Source organism: Pseudomonas sp. 3B-A001-10F, from assembly GCF_056313565.1.
On record NZ_JBQYFW010000001.1, the window covers coordinates 322299 to 343250 of the forward strand.

General features: G+C 58.6%; 23 protein-coding genes. 8 read left to right on the forward strand and 15 right to left on the reverse strand.

Annotated features, from left to right (window positions below; all coding sequences use genetic code 11):
- Nucleotides 1-4 precede the first annotated feature (4 nt).
- From AC0ZWN_RS01580 to AC0ZWN_RS01600, 5 genes are read left to right on the forward strand one after another with little or no spacing between them, the layout of a single operon-like run.
- Nucleotides 5-949: a DUF58 domain-containing protein gene (locus tag AC0ZWN_RS01580; RefSeq protein ID WP_093437905.1), complete on the forward strand. Its 945-nt coding sequence runs from the start codon at nt 5-7 to the stop codon at nt 947-949.
- On the forward strand, nt 946-1443 hold the full coding sequence (locus AC0ZWN_RS01585) for a DUF4381 domain-containing protein (RefSeq protein ID WP_038369283.1): 498 nt from the start codon (nt 946-948) through the stop codon (nt 1441-1443). The genes AC0ZWN_RS01580 and AC0ZWN_RS01585 overlap by 4 nt, the downstream gene beginning before the upstream one ends.
- On the forward strand, nt 1436-2515 hold the full coding sequence (locus AC0ZWN_RS01590; protein WP_476333806.1) for a vWA domain-containing protein: 1080 nt from the start codon (nt 1436-1438) through the stop codon (nt 2513-2515). Before AC0ZWN_RS01585 ends, AC0ZWN_RS01590 begins: the two co-directional genes overlap by 8 nt.
- Nucleotides 2512-4251: a tetratricopeptide repeat protein gene (locus AC0ZWN_RS01595; RefSeq protein WP_476333807.1), complete on the forward strand. Its 1740-nt coding sequence runs from the start codon at nt 2512-2514 to the stop codon at nt 4249-4251. Before AC0ZWN_RS01590 ends, AC0ZWN_RS01595 begins: the two co-directional genes overlap by 4 nt.
- Nucleotides 4248-5885, forward strand: coding sequence for a BatD family protein (locus AC0ZWN_RS01600; protein ID WP_476333809.1), 1638 nt, complete (start codon nt 4248-4250; stop codon nt 5883-5885). Before AC0ZWN_RS01595 ends, AC0ZWN_RS01600 begins: the two co-directional genes overlap by 4 nt.
- A gap of 112 nt (nt 5886-5997) precedes the next feature.
- Here the strand turns inward: AC0ZWN_RS01600 and AC0ZWN_RS01605 are convergent, their stop codons facing one another.
- From AC0ZWN_RS01605 to AC0ZWN_RS01645, 9 genes are all read right to left on the reverse strand, one after another.
- Nucleotides 5998-6300 carry a hypothetical protein gene (locus tag AC0ZWN_RS01605; protein ID WP_099758854.1) on the reverse strand — a complete coding sequence of 101 codons (303 nt, stop codon included), beginning with the start codon at nt 6298-6300 and terminating at the stop codon, nt 5998-6000.
- A 103-nt stretch (nt 6301-6403) separates the two neighbouring features.
- Nucleotides 6404-6844, reverse strand: coding sequence for a hypothetical protein (locus AC0ZWN_RS01610; protein ID WP_257358300.1), 441 nt, complete (start codon nt 6842-6844; stop codon nt 6404-6406).
- A gap of 211 nt (nt 6845-7055) precedes the next feature.
- On the reverse strand, nt 7056-7358 hold the full coding sequence (locus AC0ZWN_RS01615; RefSeq protein ID WP_476333810.1) for a hypothetical protein: 303 nt from the start codon (nt 7356-7358) through the stop codon (nt 7056-7058).
- Nucleotides 7359-7751: 393 nt separating this feature from the next.
- On the reverse strand, nt 7752-8051 hold the full coding sequence (locus tag AC0ZWN_RS01620; RefSeq protein ID WP_476333812.1) for a hypothetical protein: 300 nt from the start codon (nt 8049-8051) through the stop codon (nt 7752-7754).
- Between the two features lie 195 nt (nt 8052-8246).
- Nucleotides 8247-8657 (reverse strand): hypothetical protein, encoded by a 411-nt coding sequence (locus tag AC0ZWN_RS01625; protein ID WP_476333814.1) that lies wholly within the window; start codon nt 8655-8657, stop codon nt 8247-8249.
- Nucleotides 8658-8713: 56 nt separating this feature from the next.
- Nucleotides 8714-9127, reverse strand: coding sequence for a hypothetical protein (locus AC0ZWN_RS01630; protein WP_093437870.1), 414 nt, complete (start codon nt 9125-9127; stop codon nt 8714-8716).
- Nucleotides 9128-9207: 80 nt separating this feature from the next.
- Entirely contained in the window at nt 9208-9549 is a 342-nt protein-coding gene (locus AC0ZWN_RS01635) for a hypothetical protein (protein WP_134173654.1), read from the reverse strand.
- Nucleotides 9550-10287: 738 nt separating this feature from the next.
- The gene (locus tag AC0ZWN_RS01640; protein ID WP_460090622.1) at nt 10288-10446 is read right to left on the reverse strand and encodes a hypothetical protein; all 159 of its coding nucleotides are present in this window, start codon (nt 10444-10446) and stop codon (nt 10288-10290) included.
- Nucleotides 10447-10571: 125 nt separating this feature from the next.
- Entirely contained in the window at nt 10572-10763 is a 192-nt protein-coding gene (locus tag AC0ZWN_RS01645; RefSeq protein WP_460090621.1) for a hypothetical protein, read from the reverse strand.
- Nucleotides 10764-10975: 212 nt separating this feature from the next.
- On the opposite strand from AC0ZWN_RS01645, the gene AC0ZWN_RS01650 reads away from it, so the two are divergent.
- From AC0ZWN_RS01650 to AC0ZWN_RS01660, 3 genes are read left to right on the forward strand one after another with little or no spacing between them, the layout of a single operon-like run.
- Nucleotides 10976-12220, forward strand: coding sequence for an exonuclease SbcCD subunit D C-terminal domain-containing protein (locus AC0ZWN_RS01650; RefSeq protein WP_476333816.1), 1245 nt, complete (start codon nt 10976-10978; stop codon nt 12218-12220).
- Nucleotides 12217-15858, forward strand: coding sequence for an SbcC/MukB-like Walker B domain-containing protein (locus tag AC0ZWN_RS01655; protein ID WP_476333817.1), 3642 nt, complete (start codon nt 12217-12219; stop codon nt 15856-15858). The genes AC0ZWN_RS01650 and AC0ZWN_RS01655 overlap by 4 nt, the downstream gene beginning before the upstream one ends.
- A complete protein-coding gene (locus AC0ZWN_RS01660) occupies nt 15855-16439 on the forward strand; it encodes a glutathione S-transferase (RefSeq protein ID WP_476333819.1) in 585 nt (194 codons plus the stop codon). Before AC0ZWN_RS01655 ends, AC0ZWN_RS01660 begins: the two co-directional genes overlap by 4 nt.
- A 137-nt stretch (nt 16440-16576) precedes the next feature.
- Here AC0ZWN_RS01660 and AC0ZWN_RS01665 read toward each other — a convergent pair whose 3' ends face one another.
- The 6 genes from AC0ZWN_RS01665 to AC0ZWN_RS01690 all read right to left on the reverse strand — a co-directional run bounded on the left by AC0ZWN_RS01665 (nt 16577) and on the right by AC0ZWN_RS01690 (nt 20947).
- Complete coding sequence (locus AC0ZWN_RS01665) at nt 16577-16834, reverse strand: hypothetical protein (protein ID WP_093437845.1); 258 nt, start codon at nt 16832-16834, stop codon at nt 16577-16579.
- Nucleotides 16831-17043: a hypothetical protein gene (locus AC0ZWN_RS01670; protein ID WP_476333822.1), complete on the reverse strand. Its 213-nt coding sequence runs from the start codon at nt 17041-17043 to the stop codon at nt 16831-16833. Before AC0ZWN_RS01670 ends, AC0ZWN_RS01665 begins: the two co-directional genes overlap by 4 nt.
- A gap of 357 nt (nt 17044-17400) precedes the next feature.
- The gene (locus AC0ZWN_RS01675) at nt 17401-17580 is read right to left on the reverse strand and encodes a hypothetical protein (protein WP_201148133.1); all 180 of its coding nucleotides are present in this window, start codon (nt 17578-17580) and stop codon (nt 17401-17403) included.
- Nucleotides 17581-17736: 156 nt separating this feature from the next.
- Nucleotides 17737-18912 carry a lactonase family protein gene (locus AC0ZWN_RS01680; RefSeq protein WP_476333823.1) on the reverse strand — a complete coding sequence of 392 codons (1176 nt, stop codon included), beginning with the start codon at nt 18910-18912 and terminating at the stop codon, nt 17737-17739.
- Nucleotides 18899-19210 (reverse strand): DUF5629 family protein, encoded by a 312-nt coding sequence (locus AC0ZWN_RS01685; RefSeq protein ID WP_134173684.1) that lies wholly within the window; start codon nt 19208-19210, stop codon nt 18899-18901. The genes AC0ZWN_RS01680 and AC0ZWN_RS01685 overlap by 14 nt, the downstream gene beginning before the upstream one ends.
- A 156-nt stretch (nt 19211-19366) precedes the next feature.
- Nucleotides 19367-20947, reverse strand: a complete 1581-nt coding sequence (locus AC0ZWN_RS01690; protein WP_476333824.1) for an aldehyde dehydrogenase (NADP(+)) — start codon at nt 20945-20947, stop codon at nt 19367-19369.
- Nucleotides 20948-20952 lie beyond the last annotated feature (5 nt).

Below are 20952 nucleotides of genomic sequence, written 5' to 3' on the forward strand. Positions count from 1 at the left end.
CCCCATGAACGCCCCCCTGCCGTCCGAACCGGGCATCCGCGTCAGCCTCGCCGAGCTGATCGAGATGCGCCACCGCGTGCGTGAAGTGCAGCTGTTTTCCACGCCGAGTCAGCGCAGCCCGCTGATCGGCCTGCATCACTCGAAATTCCGTGGTCGCGGCGTCGACTTCGATCAGGTGCGGGTTTATCAGGCCGGCGACGACGTGCGCACCATCGACTGGCGCGTAACGGCGCGCACGCAAGAGCCGCACACCAAGCTGTTCCATGAAGAACGCGAACGACCGATTTTCATCATGGTCGAGCAAAGCACGAGGCTGTTTTTCGGCTCGGGGTTGATGTTCAAATCGGTACTGGCAGCGCAAGTAGCGGCGCTGATCGGCTGGGCCGCGCTCGGCCATAACGACCGGGTTGGCGGGCTGGTGTTCGGCGACAACGAGCACTACGAAATCAAGCCTCGGCGCAGCAAACAGAGCCTGCTGCAATTGCTCAACCGTTTGGTCAAGGTCAACCAGTCGCTGCACAGCGAGCGCGAGCCGGATCGCGATGCGTTTGGCGTGGCGCTGCGCCGTGCCCGTGAAGTATTGCGCCCGGGCAGTCTGGTGATCGTCATCTGCGACGAGCGCGCGTTGTCCGACAGCGCTGAACAACAATTGAGCCTGCTCTCGCGCCATTGTGATTTGCTGATGCTGCCGCTGTCCGATCCCCTCGATCACGCCCTGCCCGCCGCCGGTCTTCTCCGATTCGCCGAACGCGGCGCACAACTCGAACTCGATACGCTGAATTTCGACCTGCGCCAGACCTATCGCGCCCAGGCCGAAGCACGCATCGCGCGTTGGGAATTGCTCGCGCAGAAGCTGCGGGTATTGCTGATGCCGCTGAGCACGCAAAGTGAAATGGTCGAGCAGATGCGCGAATTCCTCAATCCGCAGCGTCCGGGGAAAGGTCGATGAACGGCCTCGAACAACTGCAACCGCTGATCTCGCCGCCACCGATTGCCTTCTGGCCGCCGGCGCCGGGCTGGTGGCTGCTGCTGTTGTTATTGCCGCTGCTCGGTTTCGCCGTGTGGAAGCTGCGCCGTTTCATCCCGATGAAGAAACGCCCGATCGTCCGTGCCGAACAGCCGCTCGACCCGGTGCGCATCGCCGCCCTCGCCGAACTGGCGCAAATGCCCAAACCCTACGACGGTGCGCCGGCCGGGGCGTGGTTGCAGCAACTCAACGGCCTGCTCAAACGCCTGTGCCGCAACCACTATCCCTACAGCCAGAGCCACACCCTCAATGGGCGTAAATGGCTGGCCTTTCTCGACAACCGTTGCCCGGCGGCGGGCCTCACCCGTTGGATGGTGCTGGTCGAAGGCGCCTATAAACCGGAGTGCAAACTCGATGACAAAGCCATCGCCGGCCTGACCCAAGCGGTCGATACATGGATTCGCAAACATGTTTGAGTTCGCCTGGCCGTGGATCTTCGTGCTGGTGCCGCTGCCGTGGCTGATGCGTCTGGTGCTGCCGGTCGCCGACAGTGGCGAGCCAGCCCTGAAAGTGAGTTTCCTCGCCGATCTCGAAGGCCTCGCCCGCCGTCGCGCTCGCGCCAACCTGCCCGCGTGGCGTCAACAGGCGCCGTTCATGCTCTTGTGGCTGTTACTGCTGACCGCCGCCGCCCGCCCGCAATGGCTCGGCGAACCGCTGCCGATTGCCGCCAGCGGGCGTGATCTGCTGGTCGCGGTGGACGTGTCCGGCTCGATGGATTTCCCTGATATGCAGTGGCAGGACGAAGAAGTCAGTCGCCTGTCGCTGGTGCAGCATCTGCTCGGCGACTTCCTCGAAAGCCGCGATGGCGACCGGGTCGGCCTGATCCTGTTCGGCAGTCAGGCCTACCTGCAAGCGCCGCTGACCTTTGATCGCCACACCGTGCGCGTCTGGCTCGACGAAGCGCGGATCGGCATTGCCGGCAAGAACACCGCCATTGGTGATGCCATCGGTCTGGCGCTGAAACGCCTGCGCCTGCGTCCGGCGCAAAGTCGTGTGCTGATTCTGGTCACTGACGGCGCTAACAATGGCGGCGAAATCGATCCGCTGACGGCGGCAAAACTCGCTGCGAGCGAAGGCGTAAAAATCTATCCGATCGGTATCGGCGCCAATCCCGAGGACAGTGGTTCGACCGGTTTGCTTGGAGTCAATCCAAGTCTGGACCTCGACGAACCAGCGCTCAAAGCCATCGCCGAAGTCACCGGCGGCCAGTACTTCCGTGCCCACGACGGCAAAGAACTGCAAGCGATCAAAGACACCCTCGATCAACTCGAACCGGTCACCCAGCAACCGACTCAGGCGCGCCCGGCACAAGCCTTGTATCACTGGCCTTTGGCGCTGGCGCTGTGGCTGAGTCTGTTGCTGGTCGCGCGTGAATTGTGGCCGGACAACCCGCTGCAACGCCTGTTCACCAAGGAGCTGTATCTGCAAAGTCCGCTGCCTGACTGGCGTGAGCGCCTTAAGCGCCTGCGTCTGCGGAGGCGCCGATGATCGCGCTCTGGCCGCACTGGTTCCGTCCGTGGTGGTTGCTGTTGCTACCGCTGCTGGGCTGGCTGATCTGGCAACTCTGGCATCGGCAGAAACGCGCCGGGCGCTGGCAGATGATTTTGCCGCCGGCGTTTCATGCCACCCTGCTCAGTGGCGGCAATGGTCGCGACAGCAAACTGCCGTGGGTTGCCCTTGGCGTGGCGTGGCTGCTGACGGTTCTGGCGCTGCTCGGACCGAGTTGGGAGCGCGTCGAACAGACCAGCCAGAAACCCGCCGATCCGTTGGTGGTGGTACTGGAACTGACCCCGGAAATGCTCGCCACCGACTCGCCGCCGACGCGACTGGAACAGGCCCGGCGCAAGCTGTTCGACCTGTTGCAGGCACGCAGCGATGCGCAGACCGCCATCGTCGTCTACGCCGGCAGCGCGCACACGCTGGTGCCGCTGTCGGATGACCTGGCGACCAGCCGCAATCTGCTCGATGCGCTCAAGCCATCACTGATGCCGGAAAGCGGCCATCGTGCCGATCTGGCCGTGAGTAAAGCGCTGGCCCTACTGAAACAGGGCGCGCTCGGTCAGGGGCGGATTCTGCTGATCGGCTCGTCATTGAACGAAGAGGAACGCCAGGGTATTCGGCGTGCCCTCAACGGTGAGTCGGCACAACTGCTGATGCTAGGAGTGGGCACCGCCGAAGGTGCGCCGATTGCCCAAGAGGACGGCAGTTTCCTCAAGGACGAGCAAGGCGCGATTCGCGTGCCGCAACTCGACAGTCCGGGCCTGAGCGCGTTTCTCAACAGCGTCGGTGGCGAATACCACCCTGCTCGCCTCGACGAAGCGGATCTTGCTGCGCTCGGCCTGCTGAACGGCCCGCGCAGCTTGCGTGACGACGGCCAGACCGTGCGCCTCGATACCTGGGCCGATCAGGGTTACTGGCTGCTGTTGCCGCTGTTGTTGCTCGCCGCTTGCGCCGGCCGGCGCGGCTGGTTGTTCTGCCTGCCTTTGCTGTTCTGCCTGCCGCAGCCCAGCTACGCTTTCGACTTCGAAGACCTGTGGCTGCGTCCCGACCAACAGGGCCTGCATTTGCTCAAGCAAAAGCGCCCGGTCGAAGCCGCCCAACATTTCGAAGATCATCAGTGGCAAGGGGTGGCGTTGTACGAGGCCGGCGACTACAGTGGCGCCGCCCAGCGCTTCGCCGAAGGCAGCGACGCCCGCGCCCACTACAATCGTGGCAACGCCTTGGCGAAAAGCGGTGAGCTGGAAGCGGCAATCGACGCCTATGAACAGGCCCTGGAACTGCAACCGGATTTGCGCCCGGCGCAGACCAACAAGGCGCTGGTGGAAAACCTGCTCAAGCAGAAAAACACACCGCCGCCCGCCGAGCCGGACACCAAACCGAGCGAACAGCAAAGTCTGCCGGGCGACGAACCACCGCCAGCGACCGCACCGCCACCGGCGGTAAAAAGTGAAACCCATAGCGAGGCGCAACCGACCGAATCGGCCAGCGAACCGCCACCGACCACACCGCCGCAGCCTGGCCCCAACGAGGTGCCGGGCAGCGACGAAGAAGAGCAAACGGACACCGTGCCGACGCTGCGCCCGAGTGAAGACAACCTCGAAGGCGAGCAACGTCAGGCACTGGAGCAATGGCTGGGCAAGATCCCCGACGACCCGGGCGAATTGCTCCGACGCAAATTCTGGTACGAACAGCAACAACATCAGGATCAGGAAAACACTCGATGACCCGCTTCACCGCTCTCTTGCTGCCCCTGCTGCTCTGCACGGCCACCGCTCACGCGGCCGAGCTCACAGCCAGCGTGGATCGCAGTCGCCTGAACTCCGGCGAGACGGTCGAACTCACCCTCGAAACCAGCGACGTCACCCAGTTCGGCAAACCCGACCTGACCGCGCTGGAAGCGTTGTTCGAAGTGCGCGGCACGCGGCAAGTCAACCAGCTCAACACCCTCAATGGCGACAACCGCGCGACCACGCGCTGGATCATCACTCTGCTGCCGAAAGAAAACGGCAGCGTGGTCATCCCGCCGCTGCAACTGGGCGACGCGCAGAGCCAGCCGATCACCGTGCAAGTGGTCGAAAGCGACACCCGCGAGAACAAGAACAGCCTCGATCCGGTGTTCATCGAGGCCAGCCTCGATCAGTCCAGCGTCTATGTGCAGGCGCAGGCAATCCTTACGCTGCGCATCTACCATTCGGTGTCGCTGTACGACGACAGCAGCCTGACGCCGCTGCAAATCGCCGATGCGCGCATCGAACAGCTTGGCGACACGCGTACCTACGAAAAAGACCTCAACGGTGTGCGCCATGGCGTGATCGAAATGCGCTATGCGATCTACCCGCAGCACAGCGGTTTGCTGACCATTGCGCCGCAGACCTTCAGCGCCACACTGGTCGACACGCAGCCGTCTCAGGACGCCAATGCGCAGGGGCCAAAGCCGGGCAAACTGATGCGCGTCAGTTCCGCCGAAATCCCCCTGACCGTCAAACCCAAACCCCTGACCTATCCGGTCGACGCGCCATGGCTGCCCGCGCGCAGTCTGAGCCTTAGCGAAAGCTGGAACCCGGAACCGGAACACACTCAGGTCGGCGATTCCCTGACCCGCAGCCTGACGTTAAAAGTCGAAGGTCTGGCTGCCTCGCAACTGCCGGCGCTGCCCGCCACCGACGTCAACGGCCTGCGCCGCTACCCCGACCAACCGGTGCTGAGCAACCAGAGCACCGAACGCGGTATTGTCGGCAGCCGCGAAGAACGCGAAGCGCTGGTGCCAAGTCGCAGCGGCGCCATCGATTTGCCGACCGTGGACGTGGTCTGGTGGAACACCTTCGAAGATCACCTGGAACACAGCAGCCTGCCCGCGCGCACCCTGCAAGTGGCCAACAACCCGAGCCTGCAAGTCGACACCCCGGCCGGCAACCTGCAAGTGAGCGCCGTCGATAACGACGTGTTGTGGTGGTGGAAACTCAGCACCCTGATCCTCGCCTGCACCACCCTCCTCGGCTTCGGCCTGTGGTGGCGCGCACGCTGGCAACCGGCGGTGCATCGCGCCGCCCAAACCGGCCCGAGCCCGCGCACGTTGATGGATGACATCAAACGTGCGAGCCAGGCGAATGACCCGCAAGCAACGCGGCAGGCGCTGGATGCGTGGGCGCGTCAGCAGCCGGAGACACTGGCGGATATGGCGGCGCGGTTTGTGCCGTTATCGGACGCGCTGGATGGGTTGAATGGTGCGCTGTACAGCGAGACGGGGCAGCACTGGCAGGGTGAGGATTTGTGGCGGGCGATCCGCACTATTCCGGCGGCGGAACGGGTGCAGGATCCGGTGGGTGATAGCGGGTTGCCGCCGCTTTATCCGAAGTAAAAGAAAAAAATCGCAGCCTTCGGCAACTCCTACAGAGGGTATGTGTAGGCGCTGCCAAAGGCTGCGATCTTTCGATTTTGCTTTAGGGAAAAAAGGCTGAAGACAATCGGAATCAATAGTCGAATTTCGTTTTCACTTGTTCGCCTTCGCGATAGGAGAGAACAAATGCCTTCCAGGGCTCACCGCGAGCGACTGCATGCTCGTGTAATTTTTCTACAAGCGCATAGATTTTCGAATGGTTGAAATCAGTTTCAGCATCCCAGATTTCTGAGCCATTTTTTTCAACGGCGAGGTCTGCCTCCATATAGTTCCCCCCCCATTCAACGCGGTATCGAAAGGCGTCATAACCGTGAACAATTCCGGCCTCAACCAGCTGAAAAATGGCTGCCACAAGTTCAAAATCTTCAGCAATCACTCTCTCTCCTCCGGAAATTGATTGTTCCTATCATCCCCCCTTCTAAGTGGATCCCTCAGGGACAGACCACGTTTTTATTTAAACGAGGTCTGTCCCAGTATCCTCAGTGATCAAACACAGAACGAATATGTTCCGTGAGTCCAATTAAATCCTCGTATGCCACTGGACCAAGTAAAGGTTCATGAATGGACAAATAGGCCGCTGCCGTCATGTTTGCTTGCAAAGCACATTCACCCACGTCCCACAACCTTGACGGTGCAATCATCCAGTTAATCCCAGGTAGCCCTTCTCGTGACCGGCCAACAAGCGACCATGGTAAAGACCCCTTGTAGCCTTCCACGGCGGCCTTTAACTTGTCGATATCAACCTTGCTAATACACTCAAACCTGAAAGCGATGAAGGGTGGCAGCGCAGAATGATCCTCCCGCTGCATTTCATTCGCGACCCTTACTTTTGGAAAACGCTGTTGATACTTTTGCCACTCCAATACGCCAATTTCAGCAATAACATTCAGGAGATGGCCTTCTTCATTTTCAACTGTCATAAATTAAAGACCTTTGATCCCTCGAGACAGACCGCGTTTATTTAAACGGGGTAAAACGGGGACAGAATACGTTTTTGGAACACTTTCTAAGCGTGGTCTGTCCCATTATCCTCCGTCCGAGCGCAGTCTATCTGTACCTGTCAGGTAAACGACAAGAGGCGGCAAGTGCCGCCTGCTGCAATCCCGGGATGCCAGAATGTGTCATCTCGAATCAATACTGGAATTTCGTTTTCACTTGCTCGCCTTCGCGATAAGACATGACAAATGACCTCCATGGTTCTCCACGCTTGTCTGCGTTGGCCTGTAATTCGCCTACAAGACGCAGAATTTTCGCGTCGTTCATATCGGTCTCGACGTTCCAGTCCTCCACTCCGTCCTTCTCAACACCCAGCTCCGTCTCAATGTATCCCTCACCCAACTCGACACCGTAGCTGAATGCATCGTAGCCATGGACGATACCGGCTTCGACTTCCTGGAAGATTTCCTGGACGATTTTTATATCTTCAGTAATCACTATATAACCTCCGGAATTTGATGGGGCTCGTTTTTAAAGAGTACGGTTTTAGCCTTCCCATCAATTATGTAAGTAACTCTCATCGCGTCAGGACGGACTGACCCAGGGTCTTCACGCACGAACCTGACGGTCGTTACACCAACTGTTTTTGATGGATCGTCCAGCGCCTCTCTAACCCTGTTTTCATAGAACACTTTGCGCAGAACCGGGGACAGACCACGTTTATTTAAACGTGGTCTGTCCCATTATCCTCCGGTATGAAGGAGGATACGCTTCGAGATGCTGCCACGAAGCGCAGGCAACGAAGTAATTCAAATGCGAAAAAACGGACGGCGAGTGCAGTCCATCGTTCCGGACATAAGGTCACGCTTTTGAAAAGACTTGGGTGAATTACTAATTGAATTTGGTCTTCACTTGCTCACCGTCGCGATAAGACATGACAAAAGATTTCCAGGGTTCGCCACGCTGCACGGCATTCGCCTTTAAATCTTTTGCCAAAAAATACACGTCGGAGACATCAAAATCGACTTCAGCGTCCGTTACCTCAACTCCGTCTTTTTCGACTGTCAGTTCGGCCTCCATGAACCCTTCACCCATCTCTATCTCGTAACGGAAGGCGTCGTATCCGTGAGCGATACCCTCGTGGACCATCTGAAAAATTTTTTTGACGATTTCTAGATCATCTGTAATCACTCGATTATCTCCGGTATTTTTTGGGCTTCGTTCTCATGACAGAATCGGGGAGACAGAATCGGGGACAGACCACGTTTATTTAAACGTGGTCTGTCCTATTTATAGCTGCCTCGACCTAACACAACAGCGTACCGACTGTTCATCAAATCCTTATCGATTCTAATCTCAGCCCCTTTCTTCCGTTTCAGTGATGACCTATGGCAATTTCAGTATCACAACCTCGTCAGAACCATCCGGCAATTCGAGAAGCCACTTCCATTGCTCCAGAACTTTCCTCCACTCCTGCAACTTAAACCAGCTTTGCGGCTGCCCAGTCCAGTCATCGTTGACCAGAATATCGACCTGTACTCCCTCATCACTCATATTCAACAGGACATCGTTTCCCCCGTCAGTGATTGAAGCTTGCACGCCCGCCTCTACAGATGACATAGCTGCCAGCAGACGATCACAATCCTCCGGAACTTGTGCGATGGCATCAAGAACGCTGCACACATAAAGCTGATAGCGTTCAGCGTCTTCCTGATCAGAATTCACTTCAACGATCGCGTGAAACAACTGTCCTTGGGGATAGGTACCGCCGGCGGTTTGATAAAATTTCAGTTCCATAAATGCCTTGGAATTTACGACTACTCCTCAGTTCGTACGCTGAGGGTCTACATTTTCTATGTCAGTTGGACTAACACAACCTCATCTGACCCCTTGGGCATCTCCAAGAGGTACTTCCAACTTTCAAGAATTTTTTGCCATTCCTGCAAGGTGAACTTGCTTTCAGGCTGACCGATCCAGTCGTCATTGATCGATATGTCAACCTGCACACCCGTGGTATCAATATTCAATACAACGTCGTTTCCACCCGCACAAATTGATTGCTCTGTGCCATCCAGTACCGACGCCAGATACCCAAGCAGCCGGTCACAACTTGCGGGGGTTTGTGCGACGGCATCCAGCACACTGCAGACATAAAGCTCATAGCGTTGAGCCCCTTCCTGTCCAGGACTCACTTGCGCCATGTCATAAAAGACCTCACCCACAACAGGATGAGGACCGGCTGAATGATGAAAAAACTTCAGTTCCATGAATGCGTCCGATACGTAAGGTTCATAGACAGAAAAAACCGTTGTGCGCGGATCCCCTCGGAATAAAACCACACTGCCCGTTAATTCGCGCTTTTTCCATAATCAAACCCTTCAGGAATATCTGGCCAGACTGGTTTTACGAGCAGCGCATCCAGATCGTCAAAGATGTCCCTGAAAAAATTCGCGAGATCCATGAAGTTCATCCGTGAATGCACCAGCGCCGCCGTCAACATGACATCATCGCCACTCTCCCTGGCGGAGGCCATTTTAGACATACTGAAAAGAGCAATCTCGAGCCTTTCCGCCAACTCGGACTCCCAGTTCAGTTTGTAATCAGCCTCCCAGCTATCGCCATCAAAATCACCGGTCTTTTCTTTTACCAATTGGATGATAAGGTTTTTAACCGACTCGAAATCATTCATCTCAACGTTCTCTTTTTGCACACGGGTATTTTTAGATAGAACCGGGACAACGCCCGGTTCAAACGTTATCTGCCTCCGTTTAACCCGCATGAACCGAACGTAAAAGCCAACGTTATAAAAGGACTTCAATCAAGCGGCGCCCAATACCCACGAAAAGGAGGATCGGGCGCAACCAAACGCCAGACCACTGCGCTGTCGGTGCATTTGTACCAACACTCATCAAACCCCGGACCGGCGAAGCTGTCTGTTACCGGAACGCGTTCCGCAGCCCCACTACTTGATGATTGATCCAAACCACAAAACGATCATATTCGCCCAGCGAATAGAACTGCTCGATTACACACCATTCGCAACCCACCGTGCGTACTCCCACCTGACACGAATATTTTTTGAAGCTTGTCGGACAACCACCAAGTGCTCGGCTATCTGAAGACAGAACCGGGACAGAACCTCCCTCCACGCCAGATTCACACCGCCTAAGGCCCTTCGGAAATGATGTCCAACTCGTCCCACAGCATTGAAAGCCCCAAGCTTTTCATGTAAGTACCAAAATCCATAAAAGGTTCAACGCCAACTTTCTCAATTGCAAACCAGATGGCGTCACACTCTGGACATATAAATAGCTCAGTCCCGGTAGCCCTGATACTGGCACCGACAATGTGGTCCTGCTCGCACCTCGGGCAAAGTATCTTCACTGTCCGTATTCTCCGGGCGGAAAGCCTGCCAACCCACTATCAATCATTTCTTCACCTGATAAAACGTAACCACCGGGCCGTAATTCTCATCGGAGTTCGACACCTCGACACTGAATAACTTGTCCGGGAATTTTTCCTTCAGCACCATGCGCCAGGCAAACCCAATGACCTCGCACAACTGAAGAAATATGGCGGTCGACACGCCATCTCCGTATTGACCAAAAACATCGTAGAGCTTCACATAATTCAACAACCGTTCAGCCTCTGCCATGTCGTGAGAGGCTAGGCTCAAGCAGCGCGCCAACGTTTCTACTGAAAAATTTCGCTCTAGAAAAACGCCCCTTGAGACACGACGAACGTCGGGAAGAACAACGTCGAAAACACCAGCATCTGTTCCGGGTGGCATTGATCATTGATATACGAATGCATATCCAACCCCTCCTGATTCGACCACTGTTTCTTCCAGGCATCATATTTTTCAGTGTCGGTAACCGGGGGAATAGAGTTGATCAGTTGCACTGCGTTTGCTCCATGCGGTCGAGGCAATATCAATATGATGGCCAGATACTAGATAGCCGCCATTTGGGCGTCAATGAAGGGATTCATCGATATGCCCTGTTGTACCCTGACCCGACAAGCCCCACTCGCGCAATAATCTGTAAACTCTCCCCTCTTTCGCCGCCCATCACTTCCTCGCGGCCATCACCTCTTTAAATGTTGCGGAGTCCACCTTGCGTCTGTTCCACACCTCCGACTGGCACCTTGGGCAAAACCTGCACGGCCAGGAGCGCGATTTCGAGCATGCGTGCTTCCTCGAATGGCTGCTGCGCCAACTGCAACTGGCGCAGCCGGATGTGCTGCTGATTGCCGGGGACATCTTCGACACGGTCAATCCGCCGGTCAAAGCCCAGGAACGCCTCTACGACTTCATCGTCAGCGCCCACGAACAGCAGCCGTTGCTGACCATCGTGATGATTGCCGGCAACCACGATTCCGGTTCGCGGATTGAACTGCCCGCGCCGCTGATGCGCCGTCTGCGCACGCATGCGCTGGGCCGGGTGTTGTGGCTGGATGACGGGCAACTGGATGCCGAACGCCTGCTGCTGCCGTTGCCGGATAAAACCGGCGAAGTCGCCGCGTGGTGCCTGGCGCTGCCGTTCCTGCGCCCAGCAGAGGTGACGGGCGCGCATCTGGGCGACAACTATCTGCGCGGCATCGGTCAGGTGCACGAATGGCTGATCGAAGCGGCCAACGCCAAGCGCCAACCCGGTCAAGCATTGATCGCCATCAGCCATGCACACATGGCCGGCGGTTCGGTGTCGGAAGATTCCGAGCGCAGCCTGATCATCGGTAACGCTGAAGCCCTGCCCGCCAGTTTGTTCGGGCCGAGTATCAGTTATGTCGCCCTCGGGCATTTGCACAAGCCGCAGAAGGTCAACGGTGAAGAGCGCATTCGTTATAGCGGCTCGCCGATTCCGTTGTCGTTCTCGGAGATCGGCTATCAGCACCAGATTCTCGACGTCACCCTCGACGGCGAAACCCTGGTCAGCGTCGAGCCGAAACTGATCCCGCGTTCGGTCAATCTGCAGCGCATCGGCCCGGCACCGCTGGCCGAAATCCTGCTGCAACTGGCGGACCTGCCGAACGTCGATCTGCTCGCCGAAACCCAACGCCAGCCGTGGCTGGAAGTGCGCGTAACCCTCGATGAACCGCAGCCGGATCTGCGCCATCAAGTGGAAAGCGCCCTGCAAGGCAAAGCTGTGCGCCTGGTGCGCATCGCCGCCGAGTACGCCGGCAACCGAGGCGCTGACGGCGTCGAAGACGCCACCGCGCTGATCGAACTCGACCAGCTCACTCCGCAGGAACTGTTCAGCCGCGCTTGGCTCGACAACTATGGCAGCGAGGTCGACGAGCAAACGCTGAAGGACTTCGCCGAACTGCTGCAGGACGTACAACTGGAGGGCGAGCAGCCATGAAGATTCTCGCCATTCGTTTGAAGAACCTCGCCTCGCTGGCCGGGCCGTTCGAGATTGATTTCACCGCTGAACCATTGGCCAGTGCCGGTTTGTTTGCGATTACCGGCCCGACCGGCGCGGGTAAAAGTACTTTGCTCGACGCCTTGTGCCTGGCGCTGTTTGGCGCCGTGCCGCGCCTGAACAACACCGGCCGTGACGCCAAGGTTCCGGATGCCGACGGTGAAATCGCCACCGGCGACCCGCGCACCTTGCTGCGTCGCGGTACCGGCGAAGGTTATGCCGAAGTGGATTTCGTCGGTGTCGATGGCCGTCGCTATCGGGCACGTTGGGAAGCTAATCGCGCCCGCGAGAAGGCCGGCGGAAAGTTGCAGGCCAGCCGGCAGAGCCTGCGCGACATCGATCAGGATCAACTGCTCGCCAGTCAGAAAGGCGAATACAAAACCCAACTGGAAGCCGCGCTCGGCCTGAACTTCGAACAGTTCACCCGCGCCGTGCTGCTGGCCCAGAGCGAGTTCAGCGCGTTCCTGAAAGCCGACGACAACGACCGCAGCGAACTGTTGGAAAAACTCACCGACACCGCGCTCTACACCCGCCTCGGCCGCCGCGCCTTCGACAAGACTAAAGAAGCCCGCGAAGCGCATAAGCTGTTGCAGGATCAGGCGACCGGCGTGACCCCGTTGGCGCCCGAAGCGCGGGCCGAGTTGGATGAGCGCTTCAACGCCGCGCAACAGCAAATGAAGTTGCAGCAGGCGCAGCTCAAACAGCTTGAGCAACAGCACGGCTGGCTCAAGGATTTGCGTGTGTTGCAGGAAGCGCAGCAAGCGGCCGCCGAGCAATTGCACAGCGCGCAACAGCATTCGGAAAGTCTGGCCGGCGAGCGGGTGAAACTGACGCGACTGGAGCAGCTCGGCCCGCAGCGACACCAGTTCGCGCGCAAAAGCGAACTCGATGCCCTGCTGACGCCACTGGCCGCGCAAATTGCCGCGCACACCCGGCAACATGCCGAACTGACTGAGCGCCAGACGCAACTGGAGCAGAATCTCGAAGCAGCGAAAGTCGCCCTGAGCGAAGCGCAACAACGGCAAATTGAAAACGCGCCGCTATTGCGTCAGGCCTTCGAAGAGCAAAGCACCCTCGCCCGTCTGGCCAAGGATGTCGCGCAAAGTACCGAAGCCAGGCTCAATGCGCAGCAGGCTTGCACCGAGGGCCAGAATGCCATTCAAGCCTTGCTGGATAAACAGACCCAAGTCGCTGAACGCCTGCAACGCATCGCCGCTGAGCTGGAGCAAAGTACCCATCTGGCACCGCTGAGTGATGCGTGGAATGCCTACCGCGATCGCCTGCAACAGTTGATGTTGATCGGCAATCGCTTGAACAAGGGGCAGGCGGAACTGGCGAGCCTCGAAGAAAACGCCACGCGCAGCGCCGCAGAGCTGACCACGCAAAAGCAGCAACTGGAAGTACTGTTCAAAGAGGCCGGCGCCGAACCCGACGCCGTCGCTGAGCAGATCGGCATCCTCGGCACGCTGCTGCAGGACAACCGCAAGCAACTGCGCGCCTTCGAAGACCTGTCGCGTCTGTGGGCCACGCAACAGGATCTGGACAAACGCAGCGCCGAGTTGCAACAGCGTCAACTCAACGCCCAGCAGGAGCGCGAACGACTGACTCAGGACGGCGTGAAAAGCAAAGCCGAACTGACCATCGCTGAGCAAACCCTCAACGTCACTCGCGAACTGCTTGAACGCCAGCGTCTGGCGCGCAGTGCCAGTGTCGAAGAATTGCGCGCGCAGTTGCAGGACGATCAGCCGTGCCCGGTCTGCGGCAGCAACGAGCATCCCTATCATCAGCCCGAAGCGCTGCTGCAAAGCCTTGGTCGTCATGATGAAAGCGAGCAGGCCAACGCCCAGAAAGTCGTTGATCAGCTCAAGGAAAAACTCACTGAACTGCGCGCCGAAGTCGGTGGCGTCATTGCTCAGCAGAAAGAATTGCTGCAACAGCAAGAACAACTGGCCGCCCAGCAGCAAGCGTTGGCGCCGAGCCTCGACGCGCATCCGCTGTCCACGCAGTTGTTCAATCAGGACGCCAACAAGCGCGATGCCTGGCTCGCCCGGCAAAACGAGCAACTGAACCAGAGCATCACTCAGGACGAACAACGCCAGAACGCCCTGCTCACCTTGCAACAGGATGCCGCGCGGCTGACCCAGCAATTGCGTCAGGCCGAAACTGCGCACCAGCAAGCCGCGCAGCACCTGAGCAATCAGCAGCGTGAGCTGAGCAGCGACCGTCAGCGTCTCGACGAAGAACTCAGCGCGTTCGGCAGTTTGTTGCCGGCCGACACCCTGGAAGCCTTGCGCCAGGAACCAGCCGCGACGTTCATGCAGCTTGACCGGCAGATCGCCGAGCGCCTGGCGCAAGTCGAGCAGCAGAAAGAAGAACAGGCCGAGCAGCAACAGCGCCAACAGACGCTGGAGAAAGAACAGGATCGCCAGCAGACCCGCGCACAGCAGTTGCTCAGCGCCGAACAGCAATTCACGGCACTCACCGAGCAACAGCAAGCCTGCCAGCAACAACTCGCCCAGTTGCTTGGCGAGCACAGCAGCGCCGAGCACTGGCAGCAGCAGCTTGAGCAAGCGGTCGAACAGGCGCGCAATGCCGAAACCGCTACCGCGCAGGAACTGCAAAACGTGCGCACGCAACTCGTGCAGATCGCCGCCGAACTCAGGGCACAGCAAGAGCGTTTGCAGGCACTGGAAAACGAAGAGCAGGATCTGGCTGGCAAGATTGCCGACTGGCGCGCCCGCCATCCGGAGCTGGATGACGGTGGCCTCGAAGATCTGTTGCGAGTCGATGACGGGCAAGTTGCCGAACTGCGCCAGCGCTTGCAGCACAACGAAAAAGCCATCGAACAGGCCAAGGTGTTGCTGCAGGAGCGTGATCGCTTATTGCTCGATCATCAGGCGCAGCACAACGGCAACCTCGATGCCGAACAACTGGCCAGCGCCCTCACCGACCTGCAGAACCAGTTCACCGTCAGCGAACAGCAATGCGCCGAACTGCGTGCCGAACAGGTCGAAGACCAGCGCCGGCAAAACGCCAATCAGGCGCTGGCGCAGCAGATCGCCTCGGCCTATGCCGAATATCAGCGCTGGGCGCGATTGAGTGCCTTGATCGGTTCTGCGACCGGCGACACCTTCCGCAAGATTGCCCAGGCCTACAACCTGGATTTACTGGTGCATCACGCCAACGTGCAGTTACGCCAACTGGTCAAGCGCTATCGCTTGAAACGCGGCGGCAGCATGCTCGGCCTGCTGGTGATGGACACGGAAATGGGCGATGAACTGCGCTCGGTGCATTCGTTGTCTGGCGGCGAGACGTTCCTGGTGTCGCTGGCGCTGGCGTTGGGTCTGGCGTCGATGGCGTCGAGCACGCTGAAGATTGAATCGCTGTTTATCGATGAAGGTTTTGGCAGCCTTGATCCGGAGTCGCTGCAACTGGCCATGGATGCGCTGGACGGTTTGCAGGCGCAGGGCCGCAAAGTTGCGGTGATTTCCCACGTGCAGGAAATGCACGAGCGGATTCCTGTACAGATTCAGGTGCAGCGTCAGGGCAATGGTTTGAGCACGCTGGAGGTGAAATGAACACGCTGTACTCCTTCCGCCGCTGCCCGTACGCGATGCGCGCGCGGATGGCGCTGCGTTATTCGGGCGTGCCGTTGGACATCATCGAAGTCAGCCTCAAGGCCAAGCCGGCCGCGATGCTGGCGATCTCGCCCAAGGGCACGGTGCCGGTGCTGGATGCCGGTGGGCAGGTGATTGACGAGAGTCTGGAGATCATGCGCTGGGCGTTGGCGCAGAATGATCCGCAGGATTGGTTGCTTGATGGCGACTCGCGGATTGCTGAATTGATCGAAGCAAATGATCAAGGGTTCAAAGTGCATTTGAATCGCTACAAGTACGCCGAACTTTACCCGGAGCAACCGATGGAGATTTATCGGGCTGAGGGGGCGTTGTTCTTGCAGAGGCTGGAGGAGCTGCTGACCGATCGCAATTACTTGCTAGGTGATCATCCGAGCCTGGCGGATATCGCCCTGCTGCCCTTCGTTCGGCAGTTCGCCCATGTTGATCGTGAGTGGTTTGCGCAGACGCCTTATGTTCGCTTACAGACTTGGTTGCAGCGCTTCCTCGAATCCGACCTGTTCACCTCGATCATGAAGAAATAACCCTTACCTTCCTGCTTTGATCGTTCCCCACGCTCTGCGTGGGAATGCCTCAAGGGACGCTCTGCGTTCCAATCGGACGCGGAGCGTCCGGGGCTGCATTCCCACGCGGAGCGTGGGAACGATCAACTCCTACAGGGTCAAGCCAGCGCTTGGCACATGCCCAGTGCCATGCAATCTATCTCGAACGGCCCGAGAAAATCGGCCGAGACTTTTACCGGTGGATTGCCGGCCATCAGCCCCAGGGTATTCGCCCGTTCGATGTTGTGCGCGATGGTGTGATTGGCCTCTATGGCGCGGGCCAATGCACCCACCGAGCCTTGGCCGATTCCCAGCAATGAAGCACCGTTGGTGAAGAACGCTAAACCGGCGACAACCCAAAGTCTGTAGCCTTTCATGCTCCGCCAACTCCTGCGAGCTCAGCCCGGTCGACCATCACGCTTTGCGAGCGAACGTCGAACTGCACGCCGGGGTGGGCGACTTGAATCGGCGCTTCAAAACTGTGTTCCATCTGCGAGGCGATGCTGACGACCAACACCACGGCCAGGTAAAGACCGATGGCCAGATAGGCGCCGCGTTTGGCTGAATGAAGGATTGCGCTGGCCATGGTGTTCTCCCGTGGGCATGTTTCGATGTCCACAGAATCAATCAAAAAAGCCGTGGCAACCACTCAGGGTTTGCCATAGTAAACATCAGCTTCGTTGATTATTTAGCCAGTCTATTTGCAGGTTTGAAAAAACCTATCAGGTCGCGAAAAACACGCGCACACGTGTAGGAGCTGCCGAAGGCTGCGATCTGATCGTTCCCATGCTCAGCGTGGGAATGCCTCTTGGGACGCTCTGCGTCCAGTGACGCGGAGCGTCACGGGCTGCGTTCCCACGCGGAGCGTGGGAACGATCCCAAGGGCAAGATCAAGATCGCAGCCTTCGGCAGCTCCTACAGGGAGTTGTTCGAAGCGGGCATTTCAGTGTTGGGCTTTGTGATCCAGGGCGGCGTAGAAGTTGGCGCTCTGTTGCAGGTATTTCTGGGTGTAGCTCTGGGTGTGGGATTTTTTGCTGCTGATTTCAACGTTGGCACTGGCTGGCAGTACAACGGTAGCGGAGATGGCGGAAGCGGCAATCACGGAGAAGAGATTGAAGTTCATGGCGGTAACCCTCGTGTTCGGTTGGCTTGTTTGCCCGGTTGGGCCGTGAAGCAAACTTAACGCTCGAGGATTGATCGCTTGAAATGCTTTGTAGCATTACCGGATATCAGCGCGATTAATACAAAGAGGCAGGCCCCGTAAACCGGGGCCTGTGGCTTATTGTCGCACTAGAAACTTGAGGTCGCTCGGCGCGTCCATCGGCAGTTTCTGCACGGTTTTGCCGAGCAGACCGGTCTTGCCATCGCGCTCGACGACGACAATTTCGTTGCTCTTCTGGTTGGCAATCAGCAGGAACTTACCGCTCGGATCAAGGCTGAACTCGCGCGGGTGATCACCTTCCACCGAGCGCTTTTGCAGTTCTTTGAGCTGGCCACTCACCGGATCAATCGCAAAGACCAGCAGTTGATTGGCGGTGCCACGGTTGCTGACGTAGAGGAACTTGCCATCTGCCGAGGCGTGCAGCGCCGCCGCAGCCTTGTCCGAAGCCGGCTGGCCGGCGGCCAGATCGACCAGTTGCGTCTGGGTCAGCACGCCGTCGTGGTAGTCGAACACAGCGACCTGCGCGCTCATTTCCATGGTCAGCCAGGCGTGTTTACCGTCAGCACTGAACAGCAGATGACGCGGGCCGCTGCCGGCAGGCAATGCCACGGATGCGGTTTTCGCTGGGGTCAGCGGCAGCTCCGGGTTGGCCTTGGGATCGAATTGGTAGATGAAGACTTTGTCTGCGCCCAAGTCATTGGAGAACACGTAGCGTCCGTCCGGCGAAGAGACCGTCGAATGGACATGATTGGAGGCCTGGCGCTCCGGGTTGACCCGGCTCGCCGGGTGCGCGCTCATCTGCACGACAGGTTTGAGTTTGCCGTCGGCACCGACCGGCAAAACCGCCAGCGTTCCACCCGGATCTTCCACCACCGAATAGTTGCTGACGAACAAGTGGCTGGCGTCACCGCTGAGGCTCGAATGAGTCGGCTCGTTGCCCAGGCTCTGCACCTGATTGATCAGGCTCAGGGCGTGAGTCTTCGGGTCGATCGAATAGCTGCTGACACGCCCGACCGGGTCTTTCTGGCCGGGGCCGTTTTCATTAACCACGAACAAGCGATGCTGGTCTTTGGACAGGGTCAGCCAGGACGGGTTTTCGCTCTTCACCACTTGCAGCGGTTTGGCGGCGATCTGGCCGGTGGCGCTGTCGAAGTTCATTCGATAGAGGCCCTGGCTGGTGTTGGCGGTGTAGGAACCGACCAGCAGCTGGAAGTTCTCGGCGGATGCGCTGGAAAGCCCCATGGCACCGACGCTGCCGGCCATCAGCAGCGGCCAGAATTTACGCATTTTCATCAGATTCTTCCTCATCGTCGCTGCTGCTGATTACGTCACCGTGGCAGACCAGGCGGTGTTCGCCGATCGCTTTGGTTTCATTGAAATAACCGACGATCAGCCAGCTTTGCAGGGAGTCATCAAATGTTGCTGCTGCAACCTGAGCCGGAGTGAATTCCCAATGCTTGGCCGCTCGGCCATCGATGCATTCGATGTGCAGGTTATCGTCTTCATCGAGGGCGAATTCGAAGGCGTGCAGGCCGTCGATTTCGACCATGCCGCAGTGTTCGAGGGCGTTGAGAAGGGTTTGGGCAGTCATGGCAAACAGTCTTTCTAGGGGGGAAAGGGCCAATGATAGCTCATGGCGCTCGACTCCCCGAGTAGGAGCTGCCGAAGGCTGCGATCTTTTGTTTTTGTTTTTTAAGATCAAGATCAAAAGATCGCCCGCGTCGGCACGTCCTACAGGGGCAGCGTGTCAGAGGGCGTCGCGTGAGGGCTTGCCGTCGACGAGGCGCTGGATGCGCAGCGGGTTGGCGTTCTTCAGCGGCTCGGGCAGCAAGCTGTCCGGGTAATTCTGGAAGCACACCGGACGCAGGAAACGGTCGATGGCCAGCGTACCGACCGAAGTACCACGGGCATCGGACGTCGCCGGATACGGCCCGCCATGCACCATCGAATCACACACCTCGACACCCGTCGGATAACCGTTAAGCAGGATCCGCCCGACCTTCTGTTCCAGCAACGGCGTCAGCTCAGGGAAACGTTCAAAGTCCGCTTGCTCGCCAATGATCGTCGCGGTCAGTTGCCCGTGCAGGCCATGCAGCGCAGCGCTGAGTTGCGCCTTGTCCGCCACTTCGACAATCACCGTGGTCGGGCCGAACACTTCTTCCTGCAGCACTTCATCGCCATCGATCAACAGGCTCGCATCGGCCTTGAACAATTGAGGCTGTGCCTGATTGCCCTGCTGCGGATTGCCGGCCAGATGCTCGATGCCGGGATGCGCCAACAGCTTCTGCAAACCTTTGCCATAACTGCCGAGGGTGCCGGCGTTGAGCATGGTTTGTGCCGGTTGATCGCCGATCAAACCCGCAACCTGCTGCACGAACGCGCTGAACTCTGGCGAGCGGATGCCGATGACCAGGCCCGGATTGGTGCAGAACTGACCGCAGCCCTGCACCACCGAAGCGGTCAGGTCACGAGCAACGGTTACCGAACGCTCGGCAAGGGCCTGCGGCAGGACGATCACCGGGTTGATGCTCGACATCTCGGCAAACACCGGGATCGGTTGCGGGCGCGCAGCGGCCATGTCGCACAGTGCGCGTCCACCCTTGAGCGAACCGGTGAAACCGACCGCCTGAATCGCCGGGTGCTTGACCAGCCATTCACCGACGCCACCGCCGTAGATCATGTTGAACACACCGGCAGGCATCGCGGTTTTTTCGGCTGCGCGGATCAGCGCATCGGCGACCAGTTCTGCTGTAGCCATGTGACCGCTGTGGGCCTTGAACACCACCGGGCAACCGGCGGCCAGCGCCGACGCGGTATCGCCGCCGGCCGTGGAAAACGCCAGTGGAAAGTTGCTTGCGCCGAACACCGCAACAGGACCGAGGCCGATGCGGTATTGGCGCAGATCAGGACGTGGCAATGGCTGGCGATCCGGCAACGGCAGATCAATCCGCGCACCGTAGAAATCCCCCCGACGCAGAACCTTGGCGAACAGACGCATCTGCCCGCTGGTGCGTCCGCGTTCGCCCTGAATGCGTCCGGCGGGCAACGCCGTTTCGCGGCAGACCACGGCGACGAAATCATCACCGAGGGCATCCAGTTCATCGGCAATTGCGTCGAGAAACTGCGCGCGGCGTTCGGCGCTGAGGCTGCGATAAGCCGGGTACGCGGCAGCGGCAGCTTTGGCCGCTGCGTCGACTTCCTCAACCGTGGCCTGAATGAAATCGTGCGGCAACTGTTCGCCCGTCGTCGCATCGACGGAGTGCAGTTTGACGTCGCCAGCGGCGCTGCGCTGACCACCAATGTAGTTGTGACCGAGAATCTGAGTCATGGGAT